The sequence below is a fragment of the Streptomyces sp. NPDC045701 genome (genome assembly GCF_056432045.1).
In genome coordinates this window covers 126,715-151,571 of record NZ_JBWKJV010000009.1, presented here as the reverse complement: position 1 = coordinate 151,571, position 24,857 = coordinate 126,715, and the positions used below count along the sequence as shown (strand labels likewise).

Sequence of the window (24,857 nt, the reverse complement as noted above, 5' to 3'; positions counted from 1 at the left end):
CGCGGCGGGATGCCAGGGCGGACCGTGTCAGGTGTGACATAAGGGACATATGCCTCACCGCTTGCTACGTTGCCGTGCATGACCGCAACGAGGGCCGACGCCCCGCCGCCCGGGCTGCGTCTGCACAAGCGCCGGGGGGTGGAGCTGTCGCTCCTCATCGGGGGCGTCCTCATCTCCGTGCTCGGCTACATCGACGTCGGCCTCGCACGCAACGGCGCCGTCCCACCGGACGCCGCCGCGTACGGCGCCGGACTCGGGTTCCTGGCGCTGCTGGCGCACCTGGCGGTCCGCCTCCGCGCCCCGTACGCCGATCCGCTCCTGCTGCCCATCGCCGTCCTGCTCAACGGCCTCGGCCTGGTGCTCATCTACCGTCTCGACCTGGAGACCCCCGCCGACCACGCCGCACCCACGCAGCTGGTGTGGTCCACGCTCGGCGTCGCGCTCTTCATCGCGGTGGTCGTCCTGCTGCGCGACCACCGGACCCTCCAGGGCTACGCGTACGTGTCGGTCGCCGCCGCCCTGCTGTTGCTGCTGGTGCCGATCTTCTTCCCGGCCGTCAACGGCGCGAAGATCTGGATCCGGGTCGGCGGCCTCTCGTTCCAGCCGGGCGAGTTCGCCAAGATCCTGCTGGCCGTCTTCTTCGCCGCGTACCTCGCCGCCAACCGCCACGCCCTCGCCCACACCGGCCGCCGTGTCTGGGGCGTGCAGTTGCCCACCGGGCGGGTCCTCGGACCGGTCGTCGCGATCTGGCTGGTGAGCGTCGGAGTGCTGGTGCTGGAGCGCGACCTCGGCACCTCGCTGCTGTTCTTCGGGCTGTTCGTGATCCTGCTGTACGTGGCCACCGGCCGCACCGGCTGGGTGGCCGTGGGGCTGCTGCTGGCGGCGGCCGGGGCGTTCGTGGTCGGCGGCCTCGAACCCCACGTCCACGGCCGGGTCGAGGACTGGCTCCACCCGTTCGCCTCCATCGAAGCGGGCCGCGGCCCCGGCCAGCTCGCCCAGTCGCTGTTCGCCTTCGCCGCGGGCGGGGTGCTCGGCACGGGCCTGGGGCTCGGCGACTCCGTCCTGATCGGCTTCGCCGCCAAGTCCGACTTCATCCTGGCCACCGCCGGCGAGGAGCTGGGTCTGGCCGGGCTGACCGCGGTGTTCCTGCTGTACGCCCTGCTCGTGGCCCGTGGCTTCCGGACCGGCCTCGCGCTGCGCGACCCGTTCGGCAGGCTCCTGGCGACCGGCCTCTCGTCCATCCCGGCGCTCCAGGTGTTCGTCATCGCCGGCGGGGTCATGGGCCTGATCCCGCTGACCGGCATGGCCATGCCGTTCCTGGCGCAGGGCGGCTCGTCGGTCGTCACCAACTGGATCATCGTGGCGCTCCTGATCCGGGTCAGCGACTTCGCCCGCGTCCCCGAACCCGGGGGCGTCGAGCCCGGCGCCATCCTGCCCGTCACGACGGAGGTCCGGTGATCCCCTGCATCCGGCACGCCGCTCTCCTGTGCCTGCTCCTGCTCGCCGCCCTGCTGGTGAACGCCGCCCGGGTCCAGGTCTTCGAGGCGCCGTCGCTGGACAAGAACCCGGCCAACCGGCGGCCCGTCATGGCCCGTTACGCCGAGCCGCGCGGCGACATCGTCGTCGACGGCACGCCGGTCACCGGCTCGAAGGACACCGGTGAGCAACTCCGCCACGAGCGCACGTACACCGACGGCCCGCTGTACGCCCCGGTGACCGGGCACGCCTCGCAGACGTACGGGACCACGCTGCTGGAGCACGCCGAGGACGCCGTCCTGTCCGGTACGAGCCCGACGCTGGCGCTCCTCCCCTTCTGGCACGACCTCAGCCGCACCCGGCCGCCGGGCGGGAACGTCGTCACCACCATCAGTGAACCGTTGCAGCGCGTCGCGTACGAGGGGCTCGGCGGCCGGCGCGGCGCGGTCGCCGCCCTCGAACCGTCCAGCGGCCGCATCCTGGCGCTGGTGAGCAGCCCCTCGTACGACCCCGGCCTGCTGTCCGGGACCGGCGGCGAGGTGGCCGCGGCGTGGGCCCGGCTCAACGCGGCGCCGGACCAGCCGATGCTCAACCGGGCACTGCGGCAGACCTATCCGCCCGGCTCCACGTTCAAGATCGTGACCGCGGCGGCCGCGATGGACGCGGGGATCGTCACGGACGTCGACGCGCCGACCGGCGCCCCCGAGCCGTACCTGCTGCCGGGCACCCGCACCGTGCTGCCCAACGAGGCGAAGGGGTGCGGCAACGCCTCGCTGGCGTACGCGATCCGCTGGTCGTGCAACACCGTGATGGCCCACCTCGGGGTGAAGGTGGGGGCCGCCGGGATGCTCGACGCGGTGACGCGCTTCGGCTTCAACGACGGCTCGCTGCGCGTGCCGTCGGCGGTGGCCAGGTCCAACTTCGACAACGGGCTGACCCCGGACCGGCTCGCGCTCTCCGCCATCGGCCAGTACGACACCAGGGCCACCCCGCTCCAGATGGCGATGGTCGCCGCGGCGGTCGCCAACGGCGGCGAGATCGCCCACCCGCACCTGGTGGACCGGACGACGACCTCCGACGGCGACACCGTGACGCAGCACGTCCGCCGCGGCTACCGGCAGGCGATGCTGCCGCCGACGGCGCTGCGGCTCCAGGAGCTGATGGTGGACGTCGTCGACGGCGGCTCGGGCAGCAACGCGGCCATTCCGGGCGCCCGGGTCGGCGGGAAGACCGGCACGGCGCAGCACGGCGTGGGCAACACCGGTACGCCGTACGCCTGGTTCATCGGCTGGGCGCAGGCGGAGGGCACGGGCCGCCCGGCGGTGGCGGTGGCGGTGGTCGTGGAGGACGCCTCCGCCAACCGGGAGGACATCAGCGGCGGCGGCAGCGCGGCCCCGATCGCCCGGTCGGTGATGGAGGAGGCGCTGCGGGAGGAGGAGCGGCGCGGTGCCGACCGCCCCGGTGCGGGCGGCCCGTGATCACGACCGGGTGATCAGCCGATCGGTGTGCGCATCTCGGCGCGGACCTTCAGTGTCAGTTCGGCCGCCGCGGTGAGGTCGATGTCCCCGGGCTTCCCCGCCATCGACGCCCCGTCGACGACGCCCACCCCGACGGCGGTGTTGCCGTCGGCCCAGGCGCACATCGGGAAGGTCACCTTGTTGCCGGCCTCGGTGTTGCTGAGGACCTCGCACTCGACCTTCACCTCGGCGCCGGCGGGCGTGACGTCCTTCGCCGGTATCTCGATCTTCGCGTTCTGCGCGGTGCCGGCCCCGCGCAGCAGGCTGCCGCGCTCGGTGTCGGGGCGCTTGATCTGCCCGTAGTAGCCGGAGACGACCAGCGCCTTGATCGCGCCGTCCTTCTCGGCGGTGTACTGCGCCACGGCCGCCCCGTCCGTGCGGGCGTAGGGGCTGTACGACTCGTCCAGCAGCTTCTTGCCCTCGGTGCCGGACATGTCCTGGGCGAGCGTGTACTGGCCGTCCACGAGCTTCTGCGGGACGGTGAGCTTGTGCGTGGCGGGCGGGAAGGGCGTGTCGCCGCCGGCCGCGTCGAAGACCATCTTGACCCCGTAGCCGAGGCAGCCGAGCAGGACGAGCGCCCCGGCGACCAGGCCGACGACCAGCCCGGTGCGCTTCTTCCGCGGCGGCTGCGGCATGCCGTACGGGCCGGGCGCCGGGCCGCCGTAGGGGCCCGGGTACTGCTGCGGGACACCGGGCGGCGGGCCCGGGTACTGCCCGGGGTGCGGCCCGGGCGGCTGCGCGCCGTAGGGGCCGGGCTGCGGGCCGGGATGCGCACCGTAGGGGCCGGGCTGCGGGCCGGGATGCGCACCGTACGGGCCGGGCTGCGGGGACGGAGGCGGCATGGTCATGACCGTCAATCTACGTCACGGGGTGCGACACCCGATCATGCTCCGCCCTCCGCGATGGCCTCCGTCACCTCCGCGACCCGCTCGGCCTCCTCCGCGGCGAACCGTTCGCGGTCGAGGCGTTCCGCGATCTCCTCGTCCTGGGTCATCAGCAGGTCCAGGTTGGAGTCGCCCAGCTCGAAGACGCCCATGTCCACGTACGCCTTCTGGAGCCGCTCGCCCCACAGGCCGATGTCCTTGACGCACGGGACGATGCGGCTGAAGAGCAGCTTGCGGAACAGGTGCAGGAACTCGGACTGCTCCGAGAGCTCCTCCGCCTCCTTCTTCGAGACGCCGAAGTTCTCCAGCACCTCCACCCCGCGCAGCCGGTCGCGCATGAGGTAGCAGCCCTCGATGACGAAGTCCTCGCGCTCGCGCAGTTCGGCGTCGGTGAGCTGCTGGTAGTAGTCGCGCAGCGCCATACGGCCGAACGCGACGTGCCGGGCCTCGTCCTGCATGACGTACGCGAGTATCTGCTTCGGCAGCGGCTTGTCGGTGGTGTCCCGGATCATCCCGAACGCGGCGAGCGCGAGGCCCTCGATGAGGACCTGCATGCCGAGGTAGGGCATGTCCCAGCGGGAGTCGCGGAGGGTGTCGCCCAGCAGGCCCTGGAGGTTGTCGTTGATCGGGTACAGCATCCCGATCTTCTCGTGGAGGAAGCGGCCGTAGATCTCGGCGTGCCGGGCCTCGTCCATGGTCTGGGTGGCGGAGTAGAACTTGGCGTCCATGTCGGGGACGGACTCGACGATCCGGGCGGCGCAGATCATCGCCCCCTGCTCGCCGTGCAGGAACTGGCTGAACTGCCAGGAGGCGTAGTGCTTGCGCAGCTCGCCCTTGTCCTTCTCGGTCATCCTGGCCCAGTGGCGCGTCCCGTACAGCGTCAGCGCCTCGTCCGGGGTGCCGAGGGGGTCGTGGGGGTCGACCTCCAGGTCCCAGTCGATGCGCCGGGCGCCGTCCCACTGCTTGTCCTTGCCCTTCTGGTAGAGGGCGAGCAGCCGGTCGCGGCCGTCGTCGTACTCCCAGCTGAAACGCGCCGAGCCGGTGGCCGGCACCTGCCAGACCTGGTCTCCCGGGTCCCTGGTGTAGAGATCGTGCGTCGACACGGACGGCTCCTTCGCCTGTGCGCGGACGGGTGGTTGGCAGGCTCACACGTTGGTAGACGCCGGGTCAACAAGTCGGGCACAGGGGATTGACGGCCTTGCTGACAAGCAGTCTTATAAGGGATGACCCCCAGTAACGCCAACTGCGCGAGGTGCCCCGCCCATGACCACCGTGTCCGAACGCGACATCCGTCTGCTCCGCGACGCGCTCGGTCCGCTCCGGGACCGTGAACAGGTCGCGGAACGGCTGCTCGAGTCGTCCGCGAAGCACTCCTTCGACCCCGACAAGGAGCTCGACTGGGACGCCCCGCCGGAGGACGGCAAGTGGTTCTGGCCGCCGGAGCTGGTCTCTCTCTACGACACCCCGCTGTGGCGCAGGATGTCCGAGGAGCAGCGGATGGACCTGGCCCGGCACGAGGCCGCGTCGCTCGCCTCGCTCGGCATCTGGTTCGAGATCATCCTCATGCAGCTGCTGGTCCGCCACATCTACGACAAGTCGGTCACCAGCAACCACGTCCGGTACGCCCTCACCGAGATAGCGGACGAGTGCCGCCACTCGATGATGTTCGCCAGGATGATCCAGAAGGGCGGGGCGCCCGCCTACCCCGTGCCGCGCGTCTACCACAACATGGCGCGCGTCCTGAAGACCGTGTCCACCACGCCCGGTTCGTTCGCGGCGACGCTGCTGGGCGAGGAGATCCTCGACTGGATGCAGCGCCTGACCTTCCCCGACGAGCGCGTCCAGACCCTGGTGCGCGGAGTGACCCGCATCCATGTGGTGGAGGAGGCCCGGCACGTCCGGTACGCCCGCGAGGAGTTGCGCCGGCAGATGGTCACCGCCCCGCGCTGGGAGCAGGAGTTCACCCGGGTCAGCTGCGGTGAGGCCGCCCGGGTCTTCTCCGTCTGCTTCGTCAACCCCCGGGTGTACGAGAACGTCGGCCTCGACCGGCGCGAGGCGGTCGCCCAGGTGAGGGCCAGCGGCCACCGCCGTGAGGTCATGCAGTCGGGCGCCCGGCGGCTGACGGACTTCCTCGACGACATAGGGGTGCTGCGCGGGCCGGGCCGCAGGCTCTGGAAGAGTTCCGGCCTCCTCGCCTGAGGCCCGGCGCCACCGGGGACGGGGCGGAGTTACGCTGCGGGCATGACCCGTGCCGCCACGCCCGCACCCGCGTACCGACGGCTCAGCGTCGAGGAGCGCCGTACGCAGCTCCTCCGCGTCGCCCTGTCGCTCTTCGCGCACCGGGCGCCGGAGGAGGTGTCGCTCGACGACGTCGCCGAGGCGGCCGGGGTGTCGCGCCCGCTCGTGTACCGGTACTTCGCGGGCGGCAAGCAGGAGTTGTACGAGGCCGCGCTGCGGTCGGCCGCCCACGAGCTGGAGCTGTGCTTCACCGAGCCGCCCGTGGGCCCGCCCACCGAGCGGCTCACCCGCGTCCTGGACCGGTACCTGGCCTTCGTCGACGAGCACGACACCGGGTTCAGCGCCCTGCTCCAGGGCGGCAGCGTCGCCGAGACCTCCCGTACCACCGCGATCGTCGACGAGGTGCGGCGCGCGGCGGCCGAGCAGATCCTGCTGCACCTCGGCGTGCCGGACCCGGGCCCGAGGCTGCGGATGATGGTGCGGACGTGGATAGCGGCGGTCGAGGCGGCGTCACTCATCTGGCTGGACGAGGACAAGCAGCCGCCCGCCGCCGATCTGCGCGCCTGGCTGGTCGACCACCTGGTCGCGCTGCTGACGGCGACCGCCGCGACCGACGCCCGGACGGCGGGAGCGGTGGCGTCGCTGCTGTCGCAGGAGCGGCCCGAGGGGCCGGTGGGCGTCCTCGCCCGTGGTGTGCTCCCCGTGGTGGGCGACGCCGCGCACCTGCTGTGACCCGGGTGTGAGACTGGGGGCGTGCGAAGCGAGAACACGCCGTTCCACGGCGGCCCCCTGGACGGCCGGGTCCTGCCGGTGCTGACCGGCCCCACCGGCCACCCGCCCAAGTGGTACACCGTCCCCGTCCCGGCCGAGGACGGCGGCCCGCCGGCCGTCCACGCCTACCGCCGCGTCCCGGCAGGCCACACCAAGCGGCTGGGGCTCCAGCGCGGCTGGAAGTACGAGTACGCCCCCGAGGGCCGTGAGCGGCGCGAGGTGAAGTGGCCCTGGTCACAGAAGTCGTAGGATCACGGGCATTCGCGCCGCCAGAGGCGGGAACGCCGCTCAGGTCAAGGCCGCCGAGGGGCCGTCTTCTTCTCGCACGACCGGGCGACCGGCGCGCGCCGGTGGTTCCGCCCGTTCGGCGCGGCCCGTCCGGGCGGCGCGGTGTCCGGGGACGCGTCCGGGCGGCTGTACACGGCGGTCGAGGACGGCCTGCACGCCTTCGACACCCGGACCCGCAGGCCGCTGTGGCGGCTGCGCGGCTCCGCCGCCTTCGGGCGCGCCCAGGTGGCGGGCGGCACGCTGTACGCCGCCGACCGCTCCGGGACCGTGTACGCCGTCGACCCGGCCACCGGCAGGGCGCGCTGGCGGCGCGGTACGGAGTCCGCCGCGGGCGGTGACGCCCCGGGCGTGACCGTCGGCGCCCGTGGCCGCACCCTGGGCGGCGGGGGCGGTGGTCCGCCGGGACCGCGTGTTCTACGGGTTGCCCGTGGAGTAGCCAGGACGGGTGACCCTGCGGGGACGACCCCCCCACTCACCCACTTAATACGCTTTTCATACCATCTACCGCCCCATGATGAGGGCGGAGGTGATGACATGTCAGGAAGACTGCTGCGGGCCGTCTGCGCCGCCGCGCTGCTGACCGCGCTGCCCGCCGCACCGGCCGCCGCCGCGCCCGGACCCGAGCCGACGGAACCGGCGGCCGCCACCGGGTCCGGACCGACCGCGTCGGCAACCGCGACGGAGTCCGGGCCGACCGCGCCGGCGAGCGCCACCGAGTCCGGGCCGGCCGGTTCCCCCCGCGCGGCCGAACCGGCCGGCCCGGCCACCGTGCCGGCGATGCTCGCCCAGCTGCGCACCCTCTACCGGCAGGCGGAGGAGGCGACCGAGACCTACAACGCCACCGAGGAGGAACTGAAGGCGCTCGCCGCCGAGACCAGGAGGCTCACCGGCGACCTGACCCGGACCCGCGACTCCCTCGCCCGCGCCCGCGCCGACGCCGGCCGGCTGGCCCGCGCCCAGTACCAGGGGCGTACGGACTTCTCCTCCGCCCTGCGGCTGCTGCTCGCCCGCGACCCCGACCACGCGCTGGACCAGCACCGGGTGCTCCGCCGCGCGGCCCGCGAACGGGCGGCGACGGTGGCCCGGCTCAAGAAGGGCGAGAAGCGGGCGGACCGGCTCGCGACGGCGTCCCGCAAGGCGCTGGACCGGGAGCAGACGCTGGCGGAGGAGCGGAAGAAGGCCCGGGACGAGGTCACGGCCCGGCTGAAGGAGGTCGAGGAGACCCTCGCCGCGCTGTCGGACGAGGAGGTCGAGGAGCTGACCGCCCTGGAGGACGCGGAGACGGCCGACGCCCAGCGCGAACTCCTCGCCACCGGCGAGCTGGAAGGCGCCCGCACCCCCTCCGAGCTGGGCGACGACGCCCTGGCGTACGCGGCCGAACAGATCGGCAAGCCGTACGTGTGGGGCGCCGAGGGCCCGGAGTCCTTCGACTGCTCGGGCCTCACCTCCCGGGCGTGGGCGGAGGCGGGCCGCGCCATCCCCCGCACCAGCCAGGAGCAGTGGCGCACCCTCCCCAAGGTGCCGCTGCGCTCCCTGCGCCCGGGCGACCTGGTGGTCTACTTCCCCAAGGCCACGCACGTGGCGATCTATTTGGGCGACGGTCTGGTGATCCAGGCCCCGCGCCCGGGCGCCCGGGTCAAGGTCTCCCCCATCGCCGCGAACCCCCTCCTCGGCGCGGTCCGCCCCGACCCCGCGGCCCGGCCCCTGCGCTCGTACACGCCTCCGGAACTGCCTACCGGCGCGGCGGGCGGCCCGGACGAGGGGTACGACGAGGGGTGACGGCACACGCGCCCGCCTCCCGCGCCTACTGCCGCGCGAGCGCCCGCCCGATGAGGCGGGCGCCCTCGGGGAAGGCGCCGGGGTTCGGGCCGGAGTAGTTGAGGCGGAGGAACGCCCCGGTCGGTTCGGCGGGGAACCAGGCGTTGCCGTGAGCGATGATCACCCCGGCGGTCTCGCAGTCGCGGACCAGCCGGGTCACGTCCGTGGTGTCCGGCAGCCGCACCCACAGGTTGAGCCCTCCCCGGGGGACGGCCGCCAGGTCGGCGGCCGGCACGTGCTCGCGAAGCGCGCCGGCGAGCAGGTCACGGCGGGCGGCGAGCTGATGGCGCAGGTTGCGCAGGTGGGTGCGCCAGGCGGGCTGGGTGACGACGTCGAGCGCGACGGCCTGGAGGATGCCGCTGACGTACATGGACTCGGCCTGGGCGTCGGCGAGGACACGCTCGCGGACGGGCCCGCGGGCGGTGATCCCGGCGATGCGGACGGTCGGGGAGACGCTCTTGGTGAGGGACCGCAGGTGGACGACGTGCCCGCTGTCGTCCCGGGCGGCGAGCGGGACCGGCTCGGCGTCGATGCCGAAGTCGTGCGCCCAGTCGTCCTCGATCAGGAACGCGCCGTGCGCCCGGACGATGCCGAGGACCCGGTCGGCCAGGCCGGGCGACCAGTGGGCGCCGGTGGGGTTGGCGAAGTGGGGCTGCGCGTAGAACGCCCGCGCCCCGGTGCGCTCGAACGCCCGCTCCAGCTCGTCCGGGTCGGGGCCGTCCGGCCCGCTGGGCACCGGCACGAGCCGCACGCCGGCCAGCGCGGCGGCGAGCATCGCGCCCCAGTAGGTGGGTGACTCCACCAGCAGCGGGCGGCCGGCGCCGACGACCGCCCGGAAGATGGTGGAGAGCGCGCTCTGGCTGCCGGGGAAGACGACCACGTCGCTCGGGGCCGGGGGCGTGAGCCCGACGGGCATCGCGGCGCCCAGCTCGGCCGCGAACCACGCCTGGAGCTCGGGCAGTCCGGCGGCGGGCGGGCGGCTCACGGTGGCGTCGCCGCGCGCCGCGCGGGTGAAGGCGGCCCGGACCAGGCGCTCGGGCAGCAACTCCCGGTCGGGGTAGCCGGAGTGCAGCGCGATGACGTCGTTGGGGTAGGTCCGCAGCGCCGGGGCGAGGTGCGGGATGCGGTGCCGCGGTGCGCCGAGCGCCGCCGTCTGCCACCCGTGGTCGTGCGGACGGGCCATGCGGACCGCCCGGACGAACGTCCCCACGCCGGGCCGGCTCTCCACCATCCCGCGCGCCGCCAGGGTGCGCAGCGCCTTCTGCACGGTCACCGGGCTCGCCCCGTACCGCGCGACCAGCGACCGGGTGGAGGGCAGTCGGGCTCCGGGCGCTGCGGTCGCGATCCACTCGCCGAGTCCGGCGACGATCCGGGCGCTGCTATCGTTGTCCATGAAGACAGACAGTAGCGCTACTCTCCTTCCGGCCCGCGCGCTATCGCCCGTTCGCACCGGCCTCTCCTGGGGCCTGCTCGGTGTCGCGGCGTTCTCGTTCACCGTCCCGTTCACCCGGGTCGCCGTGGCGAGCGGCGGCATGTCCCCGCTGTTCATCGGCTCCGGCCGGGCGGTGGTCGCCGCGCTGCTCGCCGCCGCCGCGCTGGTGGTCACGAGGCAGCGCCTGCCGCGCGGTGTCCAGTGGGCCCGGCTCGCGGTCGTCGCCGGCGGCGTGGTCGTCGGCTTCCCGGTGCTGACCTCGTACGCGCTGACCACCGCCTCGGCCGGTCACAGCGCGGTGGTGATCGCGCTCCTGCCCGCCGCGACGGCGGTGTTCGCCGTGCTGCGGGGCCACGAGCGGCCCCCGGCCAGGTTCTGGACCATGGCGGTCCTCGGCGCGGTCGCGGCGGTCGGGTTCGCCTCGGTGCAGGGCGGGGGCCTGGGCGGCCTGCACTGGTCCGACCTGCTCCTGCTCGGCGCGGTCCTCGCGGCCGGCGTCGGCTACGCGGAGGGCGGGCTCCTCGCCCGGGAGCTGGGAGCCTGGCAGACCATCTCCTGGGCGCTGGTGCTCTCCGCCCCGCTGATGGCCGGCCTCGCCGGCCTCTCGATGGCGCGGCACCCCCCGACCGGTACCGCGACCGAGTGGGCCGCGTTCGCCTACCTCGGCGTGGTGAGCATGTTCCTCGGCTTCTTCGCCTGGTACCACGGCCTCGCCATCGGCCCCATGGCGCAGGTCAGCCAGATACAACTGGTCCAGCCCGTGCTGACCATCAGCTGGGCGGCCCTGCTCCTCGACGAGCGGATCACCTGGTCCACCGCCCTCGGCGGCCTCACCGTCATCGCCTCGGCGGCCCTCGCGGTCCGCACCCGCCTCGCCCCCGCACGGGGGTGACGGGCGGCGCGAAGAACCCCCGGCCCGTCGGGGCCGGGGGTCCGTGACGTCCGGCCCCGGCGGCGCGTTCGGCGCGAGGAGCGGGGCGCCGGCCGCGGAGGGTTCACGCCCCGGTGACCGACGCGAGATACGCCGAGGTCTTCTCCGGGTCGTAGAAGAAGTTCTCGAAGTCGGCCGGGTTGTTGAAGCCGTTCGCGAAGCGGTCGGCGACCGGCTGGAGCCGGCCCGCCGCGCCGATGAGGTCGAGGACGTGCTCCGGGGGGACGCCCAGCATGGCGTTGGTCCACTTGGTGACGTGCTGGGCGGTGTCCCAGTAGCGGTCGAAGGTCTGCCGCATCCAGGGCTCGTCGAACGGCTGGTCACCGCGCTCCACGATGGACGACAGGTACGACGCCGCGCACTTGGCGGCGGAGTTGGAGCCCTGGCCGGTGATCGGGTCGTTCGCGACGACGACGTCCGCGACGCCGAGGACCAGACCGCCGCCGGGGAGCCGCCCGACGGGGTTGCGGACGGTCGGGGCGTAACGGCCGGAGAGGGTGCCGTTGGCGTCGGTCAGCTCGACCTTCGTGGCGCGGGCGTACTCCCAGGGCGTGTACTTCTCCATCAGCCCCAGCGTCAGCGCCAGGTGTTCGGAGGGGTCCTTCACGCCCTGGAAGACGTCCAGCGGGCCGCCCGGGACGCCCTCCCAGAAGAGGATGTCCGCCCGGCCGCTGATCGTCAGGGTCGGCATGACGAACAGCTCGCCCACGCCCGGCACCAGGTTGCAGCGGACCGCGTCGTAGTCCGGGTGCTCGGGGCGGGGGCCGAGGCCGTGCACGTACGCGACGGCCAGTGCGCGCTGCGGCTCGCTGTACGGCGAGCGGGACGCGTCCCGGCCGAACATCGACACCAGCTCGCCCTTGCCGGCCGAGACCAGCACCAGGTCGTACGTGCGGGAGAAGTAGTCCAGGTCGGAGACGGCCGCCCCGTGGATCACCAGTTGGCCGCCGCGCTGCGCGAAGGTCTCCATCCAGCCGGCCATCTTCACGCGCTGGTCGACGGACTGGGCGTACCCGTCGAGCTTGCCGACCCAGTCGACGGCGCGGGTGGAGTCCGGCGCGGCGACCGAGACGCCGAGGCCCTCGATGCGCGGGGCCTGGGACTCCCAGAAGTTGATGCCGAGGTCCCGCTCGTGCTGGAGCGCCGTGTGGAACATGCACTGCGTCGACATCACCCGGCCGGCCCGGATCTCGTCCGCCGTGCGGTTGGACATCAGGGTGACCTCGTACCCCTGGGACTGGAGTCCGAGGGCCAGTTGGAGGCCGGACTGCCCGGCTCCGACGATGAGTATCTTCCGCATCGAAGAGTCTCTTTTCCTTACTCAGGGGTGATTTCGAGGGCCCGGGCGACGAGCGCCAGCAGCGACTCGACCACCGTGATCCGGTTCCGGGCGTCCATGATCACGACCGGTACGTCCTTCGGCACCGTGAGCGCCTCGCGCACGTCCTCGGCCTCGAACAGCTCCGACCCCTCGAAGTGGTTGACCGCCACCACGTACGGCAGGCCGCAGCTCTCGAAGTAGTCCAGCGCGGGGAAGCAGTCGGTCAGCCGACGGGTGTCGGCCATGACGACCGCCCCGATCGCGCCGCGCACCAGGTCGTCCCACATGAACCAGAACCGCTGCTGCCCCGGCGTACCGAAGAGGTACAGCACCAGGTCGTCGTCGAGCGTGATGCGCCCGAAGTCCATGGCGACGGTGGTGGTGAGCTTCTCCGGCGTCGCGGAGAGGTCGTCGGTGTCCTCGCTCGCCTGTGTCATCAGCGCTTCGGTCTGCAGCGGCGTGATCTCGGAGACGGACCCGACGAAGGTCGTCTTGCCGACGCCGAAGCCGCCCGCGACCACGACCTTCGTCGCGATGGGCGCGCGGGTGTGGTCGAGCTGCCAGGCCTGGGCCTCGGGCTCGTCCACGGGTATCTCAGAGACGGCGGAGGCCACTCAGCACCCTTTCGAGCAGTGCGCGGTCGGGCTGGCCGGTTCCGTGACCGGTGCCGTACACGCGGATTCTCCCCTGGTCGGCCAGGTCGCTGAGCAGCACCCGGACGACACCCAGCGGCATCTTCAGCAGCGCCGAGATCTCGGCCACCGTACGCATCCGGCGGCAGATCTCGACGATGGCCCGCATCTCCGGCATGACCCGGGAGGCGAGACCGCCGTTCGTCAGCTCCTTGCGCTCCTCGGGTGCTTCGAGCGCGGCGACGAACGTCTCGACGAGCAGGACGTGGCCGAAGCGGGTGCGGCCACCGGTGAGCGAGTAGGGCCGGACGCGTGCGGGCCGCCGCCCGCCGCCCCGGACCGGCAGCCGGCCGGCGGCGGATGCGGAGGTCATTCGGCACTCTCCATCGACTTGCGCAGCTCGCTGCGGAGTTCGGGCGTGAGTACGTGTCCGGCACGGCCGACGAAGAGCGCCATGTGGTACGCGACGACGCTCATGTCGCAGTCGGGCGTGGCGTGCACACCGAGGAGGGAGCCGTCGCTGATCGACATGACGAAGACGCTGCCCTCCTCCATGGCGACCATCGTCTGCTTGACGCCGCCGCCGTCCATGAGCTTGGCGGCACCGATGGTGAGGCTGCCGATGCCGGAGACGATGGTGGCGAGGTCGGCGGCCGCCCCTCGGGGCCCGTCGGAGCGGGTCGCGCCCGCCTCGCCCTTGGCCTTGCGGTCCGCCGGGTCGGAGGAGAGCAGCAGCAGCCCGTCGGACGAGACGACGGCTACGGAGCGCACCCCTGGCACCTCCTCGACGAGGTTCCCGAGCAGCCAGTGCAGGTTCCTGGCCTCGCTGCTCAGTCCGAACGTTGCGGTGCCGGTGGTACTGCCGGTCGTCGCAGTCAACTGCGTGCCTCCTCGACTGTGTCCCCCGTCTCTTCGGTACGTACCGCTTCCATCTGCTGGGTGCTCTCCGCGATCTCCGTCTCGGCGTCGCGGCGGCCTTCCTTCGCGCCCTGGTAGAACCCGCCGAGCCGGCGCCGCAGCGCCTCGGCGTCGACCCCGCGGGTACGCCCGGCGGGCGGCGCGGTGGGCTCGACCAGCTTCGGGGTCCGCTTGGGCAGGCCCTTGTCGGTCACCCGCTCCCACTTGGGCCCGCGGGCACGGGGCTCGGCGGCGGCCTCGGCGGGTGCGCCGACCCGCTCGTGCGCCTCCGGCTCGGTCTCGGACTGCGGCGTGGGCGTCGCCTCGGATCCGGTCTCCGTCCCGGTCCCGGTCCCGGTCGCCGGCTCCGTCCCGGTCCCGGTCGCCGGTCCGCTCGTCGCCTCGGGCTCCGGTTCGCGCGGGACGCGGACCTGGAGGGTGGTCTCGGGGCCGGAATCGGCCCGCGCGGGGACATCCTCGTCGTACGCGTCCGGCTCGTCCGGCGACGGCGCGTCCGGCTCGTCCGGTACGGGCGCTCCTGGTCCCTCCGGCGCCGGTAGGCCGGGCGCCTCGGCCGCCGGGGCGTCGGGAGCGGCGCCCCCGGCGGCGGGTGTCGCCCGCAGCGTGGCCTCGGCGGCGGCGACCAGGGGGTCACGGACCGTACGCGCGCCCGGCAGGGAGTTGGAGTTGGCCTCCGCGACCGACCCCGGGAGGTTCAGCGTGGGCGCCGTCCCGGCCAGGGTGACCGAGGGGGGCAGGGCGGTCGGCGGGGTTTCGGGCAGCAGGGCCGGGGGCAGCACGACGACCGCCGCCACACCGCCCTGCTTGTGCTCCCGCAGCTGGACCCGCACCCCGTGCCGTGCCGCGAGGAGCGCGGTCACCCGGATGCCGAGGCCCTCGCCGTCGCGGTCCGCCTCGGACGCCACCTCGGACTCCGGGTCGGCCAGGCGGGCGTTCAGCTCGGCGAACCGGCCCTCCGTCATCCCTATGCCCTCGTCCTCGACGGAGAGCATCACCTCACCGCTCTCCAGCAGCCAGCCGGACAGCTGTACCTTCGCGTCCGGCGGCGAGAACGACGTGGCGTTCTCCAGCAGCTCGGCGAGCAGGTGACTGAGGTCGTCGGCGGCGAACCCGGCCACGTAGGCGTGCGGCGGCAACGACTGGATGGTGACCCGCTCGTACCGCTCGATCTCGCTGACGGCGGCGCGCAGCACGTCGACCAGCGGCACGGGCCCCTGGTGGGCGTGGTTGTGCTCGTGGCCCGCGAGGACCAGCAGGTTCTCGCTGTGCCGCCGCATGACCGTCGCCATGTGGTCCAGCTTGAACAGCGTGCCGAGCCGCTCGGGGTCCTGCTCGCGCTCCTCCAGCTTCTCGATGACGGCGAGCTGCCGCTCGACGAGCCCGAGGGTGCGCAGGGAGAGGTTGACGAACGTGTGGTGGACGCTGCCGCGCAGCGCCTCCAGTTCGGCGCCGAGCTCGGCCGTGCGCTCCCGCAGCTCGGTGCGCTGCCCGGCCAGCTCGGCGGTGAGGGCCTCGCGGGCGGCCACGGCGTCCGTGCGCTCGGCGTCCAGGCGCTCGGCGCGGGCACCGAGGTCGCGCAGCCTGCCGTGCAGGGAGTTGAGGGAGCGTACGACCTGGGCGAACTCGTCGTTGCGGCCGGTGAACCGGACCGGCTCCTCCGTCTCGGGCGACTCCGCGAGGCGCGCGGCGCCGATGCGGAGGACGGCGAGCGGCCGGGTGAGGGTGCGGGCGACGGCGGTCGACACGCCGATCGCGATGAGCAGGCAGCCGCCGAGGAGCGCGACGCGCAGTTCGAGCGCGGTCACGTCGTCGTCGCGGAGCTGCTCCATGCGCCGCACCTCGGCGGTGGCGAGGGAGGATTCGACGCCCCGCATCTGCTCGATGCGGGCGGTGAGGGTGGCCCGGAGCTCGTCCTGGTCGGTCTCGCGCTCGTTCCCGGACAGCTCCGGCCGGTCGGTGAGGCGCGCGAGGTACGTCTCGGCGCTCTTGACCTCGGGGCCGGTGACGGTGGCGGCGAGGGAGTCGCGGGAGGCGGGCGGGGCGGCCTGGTCGAAGTCGGCGAGGGCGGCCTGTTCGCGGACGCGGGCGGTCTGGGCGGCGGCGCTGAGGGCGCCGCGGGTGCGGTCGGCCTCGTCCCCGGCGGGGTCCTCCGGCTCGGTGTACCGGCCGGTGACCGGGTCGTAGACGGGGCCGGTGTCCTTCTTCCCGGGGACGGCGAGGGCGCCGAGGAGCAGGCCGCGGGTGGCGGATGCCTGGTCGACGGCGCGGCCGAGTTCGGTGAGGGCGCGGGTGCCGGCGCCCGCCTCGGCGGCGCGGGCGGGGGTCCGGTCGGCCAGTTCGGCGGACAGCGCCTGGAGCTTGGCGATGACGGCGGTGTACGCCCGGTGGGCCTCCATGGCGGTGCCCTTGCCGGTCAGGGCGGAGCGCCGGATGCCGGGGAGGCCGGCGAGTTCGCGGCGGAGGTCGGCGGGGGCCTCGCCGTGGATCTCGTCGATCTGCCGGTCGACGCGGGCGCGGTGGGCGGCGTCGACGCCGGTGGCGCCCTTGCCGGGAGCCGTGCCGGTGTCCTGGGCGTCGCCGCCGGAGGTGTCGCCGGTGCCGGTGCCGTCGTCCCCGGCGCCCGTGTTCCCGGTGCCGTCGTCCCCGGCGCCCTTGCCGGCGCCTCGTCCGGCGGCGACGTACGCGGTGACCTGGTCGCGCTCGTCCGCGAGGGAGTGCGCGAGGGTGACCGCCTGCCGGTTGAGTTCGGCGAGGGTCACGAGCCGCTGGGAGTCGTTGAGGTCGCCGGAGGCGGTGAGGACGGCCGGGGCGCCCGCCGCTATGACGGTGATGCCGACCAGCGCGACGCCGGCGACCAGCCGGCTGCGTACGCGTACGCGGCGGCCGCCCGGTGCCTGGGGGTCGCCGGGAGTCTCACTGCGCTTCTGCACCGGTGCTCACATTCTCGAACTCGTCCGCCCATGAAGCAGAGGTGACGACCGGTCACGCATGCGAACAGCCCCCCGACCCCTGGTACGGCCTCGACCATCCCAGCGCCGTTGTTGAAGGGGACACACGTCGGCCACTCCGCCACCCGAACGAGTGAACAGCACTCCCGAGTTGGCGAACAACTCCCCCGGCCATATGCCCCGGGGACGTACGGGCGGGCGGGTTGAAAGATCTACACGGGCTTTGGCAGGATGCCCGCCCGCACCTTCCCGGGGGGTCGGCCTCCGGCGATTACCCGCGCCGTGACCTGCCGGTACAGTCCGATTTCGGCCCGCTGCGGGCGATGTGAAGAAGTCATGCAGACTGGGCCCATGCAGAGCGAGATCTCCTCCGTCCCGGGCTCGCCGGAACGCGCCAACGAGGACTGGGCATCCGTGGTGGTTCCCGCCTCCGGCCAGGGCGGCGCGCTGGTGGTGCTCGACGGGGTGACGCCCCCGATCGACGACGACGGTTGTGTGCACTCGGTGCCCTGGTTCACCGCGGCACTCGGCGGCGCGCTGACCGAACTGTCCGGTTCCCGCCCGGACCTGACACTGGCCGGGATCCTGTCGGAGGCGATCCGGCGCACCGCGCTCGCCCACCGCGAGACGTGTGACCTTTCTCACGTACGCACACCTCAGGCAACCGTGGTGATGGCCCGCTGGGACGCGGCGTACGTCGAGTACCTGGTGCTGTCCGATTCGGTGCTGCTGCTCCGGTCTCCGGAGGGGGCGGTACGGGCGGTGCTGGACGACCGGCTCGACCGGCTGCCGCCCGGTTCGCTGGCGTCCCACGCGATCACGGACGCCACCGTGCGGAACAAGGAGGGCGGCTTCTTCACGGCGGCGGCCGACCCGTCGGTGGCGGCCCGCGCGGTCACGGGCCGGGTGCCCGCGGCCGAGGTGCGGGCGCTGGTGGCGATGACGGACGGCGCGACGCGCTGGACGGAGGTGTTCGGGATGGGCGACTGGGCGGACTGCTTCGCGGTGGTGGCCAAGGAGGGCCCGCGCGGCCTGATCGCCCGGGTGCGGGAACTGGAGGCGTCGCCCTCGTACGCGTACCGCTGGAAGCGGCACGACGACGCGACGGTGGTGCACGTCGAGTTCTAGATGTACTGGCCCGCGAATTGTGCACGCCGGTCGACACACCTAGCGCGGGTCGGGCCCCGGTGGCCGCCCCGGGCCGTGGTCGTCGCCGCCGGCGTTGAGCTGGTGCAGCAGCCGGGCCAGCTCGGCGATCTCGGCCCGGTCCCAGCCGGCGAGCTTGCGCACGTAGCGGGCGCGGCGGGCGTCGCGCACCCGGCGGAAGCGGCCGCGGCCCTCGTCGGTGAGGCGTACGAGGGAGGCACGGCCGTCGGCGGGGTCGGGGTCGCGGGCGACGAGCCCGAGGTCCTCCAGAGCGCGCAGCTGGCGGCTCATGGTGGCCTTGCCCACGCCGAAGTACGCGGCGAGCGCGGTGGCGCGCTGGGTGCCTGCCTCCTCCAGGCGGACGAGCAGGCCGTAGGCGGCGGGTTCGAGCTCCGGGTGGACCTCGCGGGCCATCTCGCCGGACGAGGCGCGGGCGCGTCGCAGGAAGACGGCCAACTCGCGTTCCAGGGCGAGGAATTCCTGGTCCACACCGTGCTCCCCGCCGGATGCGGCGTCGTTCCCCGTACGGCTTCCCTGCACGTCAGTACCCCTCGCGCGCTTTCCCCGGCTTGAAAGTTGTTCCCGGCGGCGGCCATCGCCGCAGCTCGTCCAGTATTTCGCAGGCGTAGACCAACGGCGGCATCGCGACCCTCTTCCGCGGCCCGGTTCTACGTGCGTAGCGTCGTACTCACCCCCCACTCTGGCATGTCCACGCCAGGACATGCCGCGCTTCCCGGCACCACCCCCACCGAGGCCTTTCGGAGGCACGCCATGCCCGTGCACAGATCCGGAACGACCCGCTCGACCACGGCCGTACTCGTCACCGCCCTCGCCCTGCTCCTCGCCCTCGCCGGCGGGGCCGCCGCGTCCGCCAACGGCGGGCCCGCCCGGGGCACCGCCCACATGGGCATGGGCGTCCCCGCCCACGACGGCGTCGGCGGCCTGCCGCCCGACAGCCGCGCCGCCCAGACCGAGGGCGTGGACGTCTCCAGCCACCAGGGCAACGTCGACTGGCCCGCCCTGTGGAACAACGGCGTGCGCTGGGCCTACGTCAAGGCCACCGAGGGCACGTACTACACCAACCCGTACTTCGCGCAGCAGTACAACGGCTCCTACAACGTGGGCATGATCCGGGGCGCGTACCACTTCGCCACCCCGGACACCACCACGGGCGCCGCCCAGGCGGACTTCCTGGTCGCCAACGGCGGCGGCTGGTCGCGTGACGGCAGGACGCTGCCGGGCGCGCTGGACATCGAGTGGAACCCGTACGGCGCCGCCTGCTACGGCAAGAGCCAGTCCGCCATGGTCACCTGGATCCGCGACTTCCTGAACCGCTACAAGTACCGCACCGGCCGCGACGCGGTGATCTACACCGCCACCAGTTGGTGGAAGCAGTGCACCGGCAACTACGGCGGCTTCGGCGCGACCAGCCCGCTGTGGGTGGCCCGCTACGACACGACGGTCGGGGAGCTGCCGGCCGGCTGGGCGTACCACACCATGTGGCAGTACACCTCCACGGGCCCGATCGTCGGCGACCACAACAGGTTCAACGGCGCCTACGACCGTCTCCAGGCCCTCGCCTACGGCTGACCCCGCCGGAAACCCCCCGGCGCGCGGGCGCCGGGGGGCTCGGGGGAGGGCGGGCTCAGCCGCAGCGGCCGGCCGGCCGGGTGCGGGTGACGAGGTTCGTCCAGCCGGTGGTGCCGTCGATCCACACCACCTGGGTGCCGGACACCGCCGCCGGGGACAGCTGCTCGCCGCGGTTGCAGGAGACGCGCTCCTTGCGGGTGCCGTCGGTCGTCAGCTGCCAGTTCTTCGGCAGGGTCTCGTTGCGGTACGCGGTGTCCGGCAGCAGCGCGTTGACCGTGACCGCCGTCTCCGAGACCGTCAGGTCGGTGGCGATCAGGGCGCCGGGTTTGCCCTCGCCGCTGATGTCGTAGGTGCCGGTGCCGTCGAGGTTCGCGCGGCGGATGCCCGTCCGGCCGTCGTCGGCGGCGTTCGCGTCGGTCAGCCAGAAGACGTTGCTGCCGTTGAGGCCGGTCTGCCCCACGGTCTGCGGCTCGTCCAGCGGCTCGGTCAGGGTCTTCCGCCCGGTCCGCAGGTCGAGGAGCTCCACCCCGAGCCGGTACTCGCCGCGCTCCGGGTAGAGCTTGACGTACGCGATCCTGCCGTGCGCGACGGACGGCAGCCCGGTCAGGACGTCGTCGCCGCCACCGTCCACGTACGTGGGCTCGCGGTCGCCCGGGCGCAGATGGACGACGTGCCGGGTGAACAGGCCGAGCGTCTCGAAGACCGTGACGCCGTTGTCCACCCGCAGTCCGGCGACGTCCGTGGTCGTGGACGAGTACAGCTTTCTGACCGGGCCGCCCGCGATCGGCCGGGACAGTACGTCCACGCTCGCAGCGCCGTACGCCGCCCAGACGACGGTCTTCCCGTCCGTGGCCGGGTGGACGTGGTAGCGACCGTCGTTGGGGCTGATGAGCCTCGGGGCGCCGGTGCCGTCCGCGCGGCCGGCGTAGACGGAGTACGGCTCGGTGCCGTCGTCGTTGGACTTGGCGGCCGTCCACCAGCCGCCGCCCGCCTGCACACCGGTACCGGCGACGTTCAGCTTCCCGAAGAGCTCGTCGGAGTCGACGCCCAGTGCCTCCTCCCAGCCCGTGACGATGCCGTGGGCGTTGAAGGACCGGGTGGCCGCGTTCAGCCGCTGCCCGCCGACGCCCAGGTCCCTCGCCGCCGCGAGGACGGCGTTGCGGCCGTCGGTGAAGCCGTCCAGCGGGGTCATGTACTCGGTCAGCGCCTTGTACACGATCCGGTCGGCCAGTTCGGCGCCCAGGTCCCGGCGCAGGTCCCACAGCGCGCCGGAGAAGATCGTCGAGTTGAGGTGCACCCCGCCGTTGTCGGTGCCGAAGGTGGTGCCGAGGAAGTTTTTGGACGTGGTGGCGCCGTCGTCGAGGTCGCGGAACGCGCAGTCGCGGGGCGCCTTGGTGCGGCACAGGTCCTCGCCGATGAGGCCCGCGTCCGGGTGGTCCATCGGCGTGCCGGACACCGTGACGTCGATGGCGTTGCCGAAGTAGTCGGCCACGGCCTCGTTGAGGGCGCCGGACTGGCCCGCGTACACGAGGTTCGCGGTGTTCTCGACGACGCCGTGGGTCATCTCGTGCCCGACCACGTCGAGGTCGGCCGACAGCGGCCGGTAGTCGGCGTCACCGGAGCCGTACACCATCTTGGTGCCGTCCCAGAAGGCGTTGACGTACGGCAGTCCCATCTCCGTCACGCCCACCAGGCTGTTCACCGCCGACCCGCGTCCGTCGAGGCCGTCCCTTGCGTGGTGCTTCTTGTAGTAGTCGTAGACCTGCCCGGCCGCCCAGTGCGCGTCGACGGCGCCCGCGTCGGTGGCGTCCTCGCCGAACTCCGCGCTGGGCGAGCCGAACTCCTTCAGGTCGGCCGGCCAGCCGCCGAGCACCTCGAAGACGTCCCTGTCGCGCGCGTCCCAGGTGGTGAGGGCGGCCCCGCTGCCGTCCGCCATCCGCGCGCGGTCGGCCATCACGTACCGGTCGTCCCCGGCCTTGCTCACGTCGAGGTCCACCGTGGCGCCGCTCAGCAGCCTGCCCCGGCCGACGGCCCCGGTGCCCGGACCGGCCGGGGTGTCCGCCTTCCTCGCGGCCGTCCCCGCCGGGGACCCCGGCGGCGTGACGGACTTGATGCCGCTGTACTGGAGGACCGGGAACCCGGCCCGGGCGTCGACGTACACGTGCTGGAGCACCGGCGCCCCGGTCACCGGGTGGGTGCCGCGCACCGTCACGTGGTACGTCAGCACGCCCTCCCCGCGCGGGACGACGACCAGCCCCCCGGCGGTGCCGCTCAACCGCTGCCGGCGCTCCCCGGCACGTCGCGCGTCGGTGAGCGCCAGCCGGTGGCCGCCGAGCCGCTGTTCGGTCGCGGCGACCGCGCGGCGCACCGCCACGTCCCCGGCCACGGCCGGCTCCACCCCGGTCGTCAGGCCCGTGAAGTACTTGCCCGACGTGCCGGTGACGACCCGCTCGCCGCCCTCGTGCTCCATCCGGACCACGTACTGCCCGCCGAGGACGGGCACGCCCCGGTGCTTCTGCTGGAGCCGTACGGTCTCCTCCGCGCCGCGCTTCAGCGTCTGCACGGGGGCGAGATCGCGCCGCGGTTCGGCGATCTTGTAGCGGCTCTCCTTGGCGGCGAGGTGGTCGCGCGCCGCGTCCGCCGGCCTCGCCTTCGCGTCCACCGCCTCGTGGAGGCCGTCGACGAGGGCGGGGGTCGCGGTCCGCGCCCCCGGGATGACGTCGGCCGGCGGTCCGGCGGCCGGCGGGGTCGCCGCCGAGGCCGGAACCGCGGTGATCAGGAGCCCGGCGACGGCGAGCAGGGCCGCTGCCCCGGCCCCCGCCCGTATGCCGGATGTCCCCGAATGCGTGCGGGGCGTGCTGGGTTCGCGCACGGTCCGTATCCCTCCCACGTGCTGGTCGGCCGTTCAGGTGGTCATGGCCATGCAATCCGGGGGCCGCCAACGGGGCAACGGTCACGGAGGGTTGAGAAGTGGACACGCACACTTGTGTGGCCTGTGAAGACGGAGTGAGAATCCGACGCATGATCCAGGGAGAACTGACCACTCTCGGCCTGGGCAGGACCGAGGAGCGTGCCTACGAGGCGCTGCTGGCGGAACAGGCGGACGGGGCGGACGAGTTGGCGCGGCTGCTCGACCTGCCGCGCGAGCGTCTGGACGCCGCGCTCGACCGGCTCGTCGAGCACGGTTTCGCCCGGCCGCCCGATCCTGCCGACCAGGGTGACGCGCTGCCGCACCCGGCCGCGCCCGCCGCCGCCATCCGCACGCTGATCCACCGCCGTCAGGCGGAACTGCACCTGAAGTCGGCCGAGCTGGCCCGGTTGCGCATGGCCGCGGACCGGTTCGCGGGGGACGCCGGCGCCCGGGGCGGGGAGCGGGGGCGCGTCGACGTGGTGACGGGGCGGCGGGCCATCGCCGAGCGGGCCGCGCGGCTGCTGGACGGCGCGGAACGGGAGGTCGTCGTCCTCGACCGGCCGCCGTTCACCGCGCTGGACGTCGAGTCGCTGCTGGCCCGGGGGGTGCGGGTGCGGGCGGTGCTCGACCGGTCGGGGCTCGCCGACCCGGGGCGGCTACGGGCCCTGACCGGCCTGGTGGGGCGCGGACTGCGGGTGCGGGTGGCCCCTGGTGTGCCGGCGAAGCTGGTCGGGGTGGACCGGCGCGTCACGCTGCTGCCGCCGACGGAGGCCGCCGGTCCGCGGGCGGCGGCGCTGGTGGTCGGCGACGGGCTGCTGTGCGGGGTCCTGCTGCCGCTGTTCGAGGCGGTGTGGGAGCGGGCCGAGCCGCTGTGCGCGGAGGAGCGGGACGGGCCGGGCGGGGCGCAGCGGGAACTGCTGGTGCTGCTGGCGGCGGGGCTGAAGGACGAGGCGATCGCACGGCGCCTGGGCGTCCATGTGCACACGGCGCGGCGGCGGATCAGCCGGCTGCTGGAGTCGCTGGACGCCCGGACGCGGTTCCAGGCGGGGGCGCGGGCGTCGTCGCGGGGCTGGCTGGATGGCTGAGCGGTGGGCCGGTGGGCCGGTGGGAAAGGATGGGCCGTATGCGCTGGAGAAGGCCGTTGCCGTGGATCGTCGCCGTCGTGACCACCGCCACCGCGTGCGGGGGGCCGACCCTTTCGGCCCCACGCCCGGACACGACGGCCGGGGTCGCGGCGGGGGGTGCGGCCGGGGGTGCGGCGAGCGCCCGGCCGGCGCCGCAGCGTTCGGCGGTGCCCTCCGCCGGACTGCGGTCGGTGGGGGTGCTGCTCGACGAGGACGGCCACTGGTGCACGGCGAGCGTGGTGGACAGCCCGAAGGGCGACGTCGTCGCGACCGCCGCGCACTGCGTGTTCGCGGACGGCTCGGCGAGCTCCGGCTTCTCGTTCGCACCCGGGTACCGGGGCGGCGGCGCGAACCCGACCCCGTACGGCACGTGGAAGGTCCGTACGGTGCAGGTCGCCGACGCGTGGAAGGCCGCCGGTGACGAGGCGGACGCCCACGACTACGCCTTCCTGACCCTGGAAGCGGACGGCCGCGGGCGCCAGGTCCAGCAGGTGGTGGGCGCGGCCCGGCCGGACTGGGCGTCGGCTCCCGAGCGGCGCGTGACGGTGGTCGGGTACCCGAACAAGGACCGCAACCCGTCCGACGGGCCGATCTCCTGCACCACCGACACCCGGAAGGACCCGGATCTGGCCGGCTCCCTGCTGATGGAGTGCGACGGCTTCTTCGACGGCACGAGCGGCAGCCCGTGGCTGGCCGACGGCCGGCTGATCGGCGTGCTGAGCGGCGGCGACACGGACGAGGAGTCGACGGCCGTCCTCTTCGACGCGAGGAGCCGCGCCCTGTACGACCGCGCGCTCAGGGCCTCCGGCGCGTAGGCCGCCGCCGGACCCGGACCCGGGAGCGTCCCGCCCCGGCGGCAGGCCCCGCCGGGGACGGGCCACGGGTGGGGTCCGTCCCCGGGGCGGGGCCTTC

The 24,857-nt window shown here is 73.7% G+C and carries 21 protein-coding genes and 1 pseudogene; 12 read left to right on the top strand and 10 right to left on the bottom strand.

Translation table 11 applies throughout. The features are described from left to right. Positions 1-78: 78 nt before the first annotated feature. Both AC07DW_RS13710 and AC07DW_RS13705 read left to right on the top strand, forming a co-directional pair. Entirely contained in the window at positions 79-1,458 is a 1,380-nt protein-coding gene (locus AC07DW_RS13710; protein WP_478857829.1) for an FtsW/RodA/SpoVE family cell cycle protein, read from the top strand. Further along, positions 1,455-2,954 (top strand): penicillin-binding transpeptidase domain-containing protein, encoded by a 1,500-nt coding sequence (locus AC07DW_RS13705; RefSeq protein WP_478857828.1) that lies wholly within the window; start codon positions 1,455-1,457, stop codon positions 2,952-2,954. The genes AC07DW_RS13710 and AC07DW_RS13705 overlap by 4 nt, the downstream gene beginning before the upstream one ends. A 14-nt stretch (positions 2,955-2,968) precedes the next feature. Here the strand turns inward: AC07DW_RS13705 and AC07DW_RS13700 are convergent, their stop codons facing one another. Together AC07DW_RS13700 and AC07DW_RS13695 are read right to left on the bottom strand one after the other, a co-directional pair. Then, the gene (locus AC07DW_RS13700; protein WP_478857827.1) at positions 2,969-3,841 is read right to left on the bottom strand and encodes a hypothetical protein; all 873 of its coding nucleotides are present in this window, start codon (positions 3,839-3,841) and stop codon (positions 2,969-2,971) included. 35 nt (positions 3,842-3,876) lie between these two features. Next, on the bottom strand, positions 3,877-4,980 hold the full coding sequence (locus AC07DW_RS13695) for a ferritin-like domain-containing protein (RefSeq protein ID WP_478857826.1): 1,104 nt from the start codon (positions 4,978-4,980) through the stop codon (positions 3,877-3,879). Positions 4,981-5,140: 160 nt separating this feature from the next. Here AC07DW_RS13695 and AC07DW_RS13690 point away from each other — a divergent pair, with 160 nt between their 5' ends. From AC07DW_RS13690 to AC07DW_RS13670, 5 genes and pseudogenes are all read left to right on the top strand, one after another. Then, positions 5,141-6,076, top strand: a complete 936-nt coding sequence (locus tag AC07DW_RS13690) for an AurF N-oxygenase family protein (RefSeq protein WP_478857825.1) — start codon at positions 5,141-5,143, stop codon at positions 6,074-6,076. 42 nt (positions 6,077-6,118) lie between these two features. Continuing rightward, the gene (locus AC07DW_RS13685) at positions 6,119-6,847 is read left to right on the top strand and encodes a TetR/AcrR family transcriptional regulator (RefSeq protein WP_478857824.1); all 729 of its coding nucleotides are present in this window, start codon (positions 6,119-6,121) and stop codon (positions 6,845-6,847) included. 21 nt (positions 6,848-6,868) lie between these two features. Then, positions 6,869-7,135, top strand: coding sequence for a hypothetical protein (locus AC07DW_RS13680; protein ID WP_478857823.1), 267 nt, complete (start codon positions 6,869-6,871; stop codon positions 7,133-7,135). Between the two features lie 84 nt (positions 7,136-7,219). Further along, positions 7,220-7,486 (top strand): annotated as a pseudogene (locus AC07DW_RS13675) (outer membrane protein assembly factor BamB family protein); the annotation flags it as partial. Positions 7,487-7,708: 222 nt separating this feature from the next. Continuing rightward, positions 7,709-8,953 (top strand): C40 family peptidase, encoded by a 1,245-nt coding sequence (locus AC07DW_RS13670; protein WP_478857822.1) that lies wholly within the window; start codon positions 7,709-7,711, stop codon positions 8,951-8,953. A 25-nt stretch (positions 8,954-8,978) separates the two neighbouring features. Here the strand turns inward: AC07DW_RS13670 and AC07DW_RS13665 are convergent, their stop codons facing one another. Then, the gene (locus tag AC07DW_RS13665) at positions 8,979-10,385 is read right to left on the bottom strand and encodes an aminotransferase-like domain-containing protein (protein WP_478857821.1); all 1,407 of its coding nucleotides are present in this window, start codon (positions 10,383-10,385) and stop codon (positions 8,979-8,981) included. Here AC07DW_RS13665 and AC07DW_RS13660 point away from each other — a divergent pair. Next, on the top strand, positions 10,384-11,316 hold the full coding sequence (locus AC07DW_RS13660) for a DMT family transporter (RefSeq protein WP_478857820.1): 933 nt from the start codon (positions 10,384-10,386) through the stop codon (positions 11,314-11,316). The genes AC07DW_RS13665 and AC07DW_RS13660 overlap by 2 nt on opposite strands. Before the next feature lie 103 nt (positions 11,317-11,419). On the opposite strand, the gene AC07DW_RS13655 is transcribed toward AC07DW_RS13660, so the two are convergent. Genes AC07DW_RS13655 through AC07DW_RS13635 form a run of 5 tightly spaced genes read right to left on the bottom strand, consistent with a single transcriptional unit; the run spans position 11,420 to position 17,156 of the window. Beyond that, the gene (locus tag AC07DW_RS13655) at positions 11,420-12,655 is read right to left on the bottom strand and encodes a styrene monooxygenase/indole monooxygenase family protein (RefSeq protein WP_478857819.1); all 1,236 of its coding nucleotides are present in this window, start codon (positions 12,653-12,655) and stop codon (positions 11,420-11,422) included. A gap of 17 nt (positions 12,656-12,672) precedes the next feature. Then, positions 12,673-13,290 carry a GTP-binding protein gene (locus AC07DW_RS13650; RefSeq protein ID WP_478857818.1) on the bottom strand — a complete coding sequence of 206 codons (618 nt, stop codon included), beginning with the start codon at positions 13,288-13,290 and terminating at the stop codon, positions 12,673-12,675. Next, on the bottom strand, positions 13,271-13,681 hold the full coding sequence (locus AC07DW_RS13645) for a DUF742 domain-containing protein (protein WP_189553156.1): 411 nt from the start codon (positions 13,679-13,681) through the stop codon (positions 13,271-13,273). Before AC07DW_RS13645 ends, AC07DW_RS13650 begins: the two co-directional genes overlap by 20 nt. Further along, the gene (locus AC07DW_RS13640) at positions 13,678-14,187 is read right to left on the bottom strand and encodes a roadblock/LC7 domain-containing protein (protein WP_478857817.1); all 510 of its coding nucleotides are present in this window, start codon (positions 14,185-14,187) and stop codon (positions 13,678-13,680) included. Before AC07DW_RS13640 ends, AC07DW_RS13645 begins: the two co-directional genes overlap by 4 nt. Then, on the bottom strand, positions 14,184-17,156 hold the full coding sequence (locus AC07DW_RS13635) for a sensor histidine kinase (RefSeq protein ID WP_478857816.1): 2,973 nt from the start codon (positions 17,154-17,156) through the stop codon (positions 14,184-14,186). Before AC07DW_RS13635 ends, AC07DW_RS13640 begins: the two co-directional genes overlap by 4 nt. 369 nt (positions 17,157-17,525) lie before the next feature. On the opposite strand from AC07DW_RS13635, the gene AC07DW_RS13630 reads away from it, so the two are divergent. Beyond that, complete coding sequence (locus AC07DW_RS13630) at positions 17,526-18,302, top strand: hypothetical protein (protein ID WP_478857815.1); 777 nt, start codon at positions 17,526-17,528, stop codon at positions 18,300-18,302. Between the two features lie 39 nt (positions 18,303-18,341). On the opposite strand, the gene AC07DW_RS13625 is transcribed toward AC07DW_RS13630, so the two are convergent. Further along, on the bottom strand, positions 18,342-18,860 hold the full coding sequence (locus tag AC07DW_RS13625; protein WP_478857814.1) for a MarR family winged helix-turn-helix transcriptional regulator: 519 nt from the start codon (positions 18,858-18,860) through the stop codon (positions 18,342-18,344). A 231-nt stretch (positions 18,861-19,091) separates the two neighbouring features. Here AC07DW_RS13625 and AC07DW_RS13620 point away from each other — a divergent pair, with 231 nt between their 5' ends. Next, the gene (locus tag AC07DW_RS13620; RefSeq protein WP_478857813.1) at positions 19,092-19,910 is read left to right on the top strand and encodes a lysozyme; all 819 of its coding nucleotides are present in this window, start codon (positions 19,092-19,094) and stop codon (positions 19,908-19,910) included. 55 nt (positions 19,911-19,965) lie between these two features. On the opposite strand, the gene AC07DW_RS13615 is transcribed toward AC07DW_RS13620, so the two are convergent. Then, complete coding sequence (locus tag AC07DW_RS13615) at positions 19,966-22,782, bottom strand: M4 family metallopeptidase (protein ID WP_478857812.1); 2,817 nt, start codon at positions 22,780-22,782, stop codon at positions 19,966-19,968. A 149-nt stretch (positions 22,783-22,931) separates the two neighbouring features. Here AC07DW_RS13615 and AC07DW_RS13610 point away from each other — a divergent pair, with 149 nt between their 5' ends. Beyond that, entirely contained in the window at positions 22,932-23,906 is a 975-nt protein-coding gene (locus AC07DW_RS13610) for a helix-turn-helix domain-containing protein (protein ID WP_478857811.1), read from the top strand. A 38-nt stretch (positions 23,907-23,944) separates the two neighbouring features. Then, positions 23,945-24,760, top strand: a complete 816-nt coding sequence (locus AC07DW_RS13605; RefSeq protein ID WP_478857810.1) for a trypsin-like serine peptidase — start codon at positions 23,945-23,947, stop codon at positions 24,758-24,760. Positions 24,761-24,857: the final 97 nt, after the last annotated feature.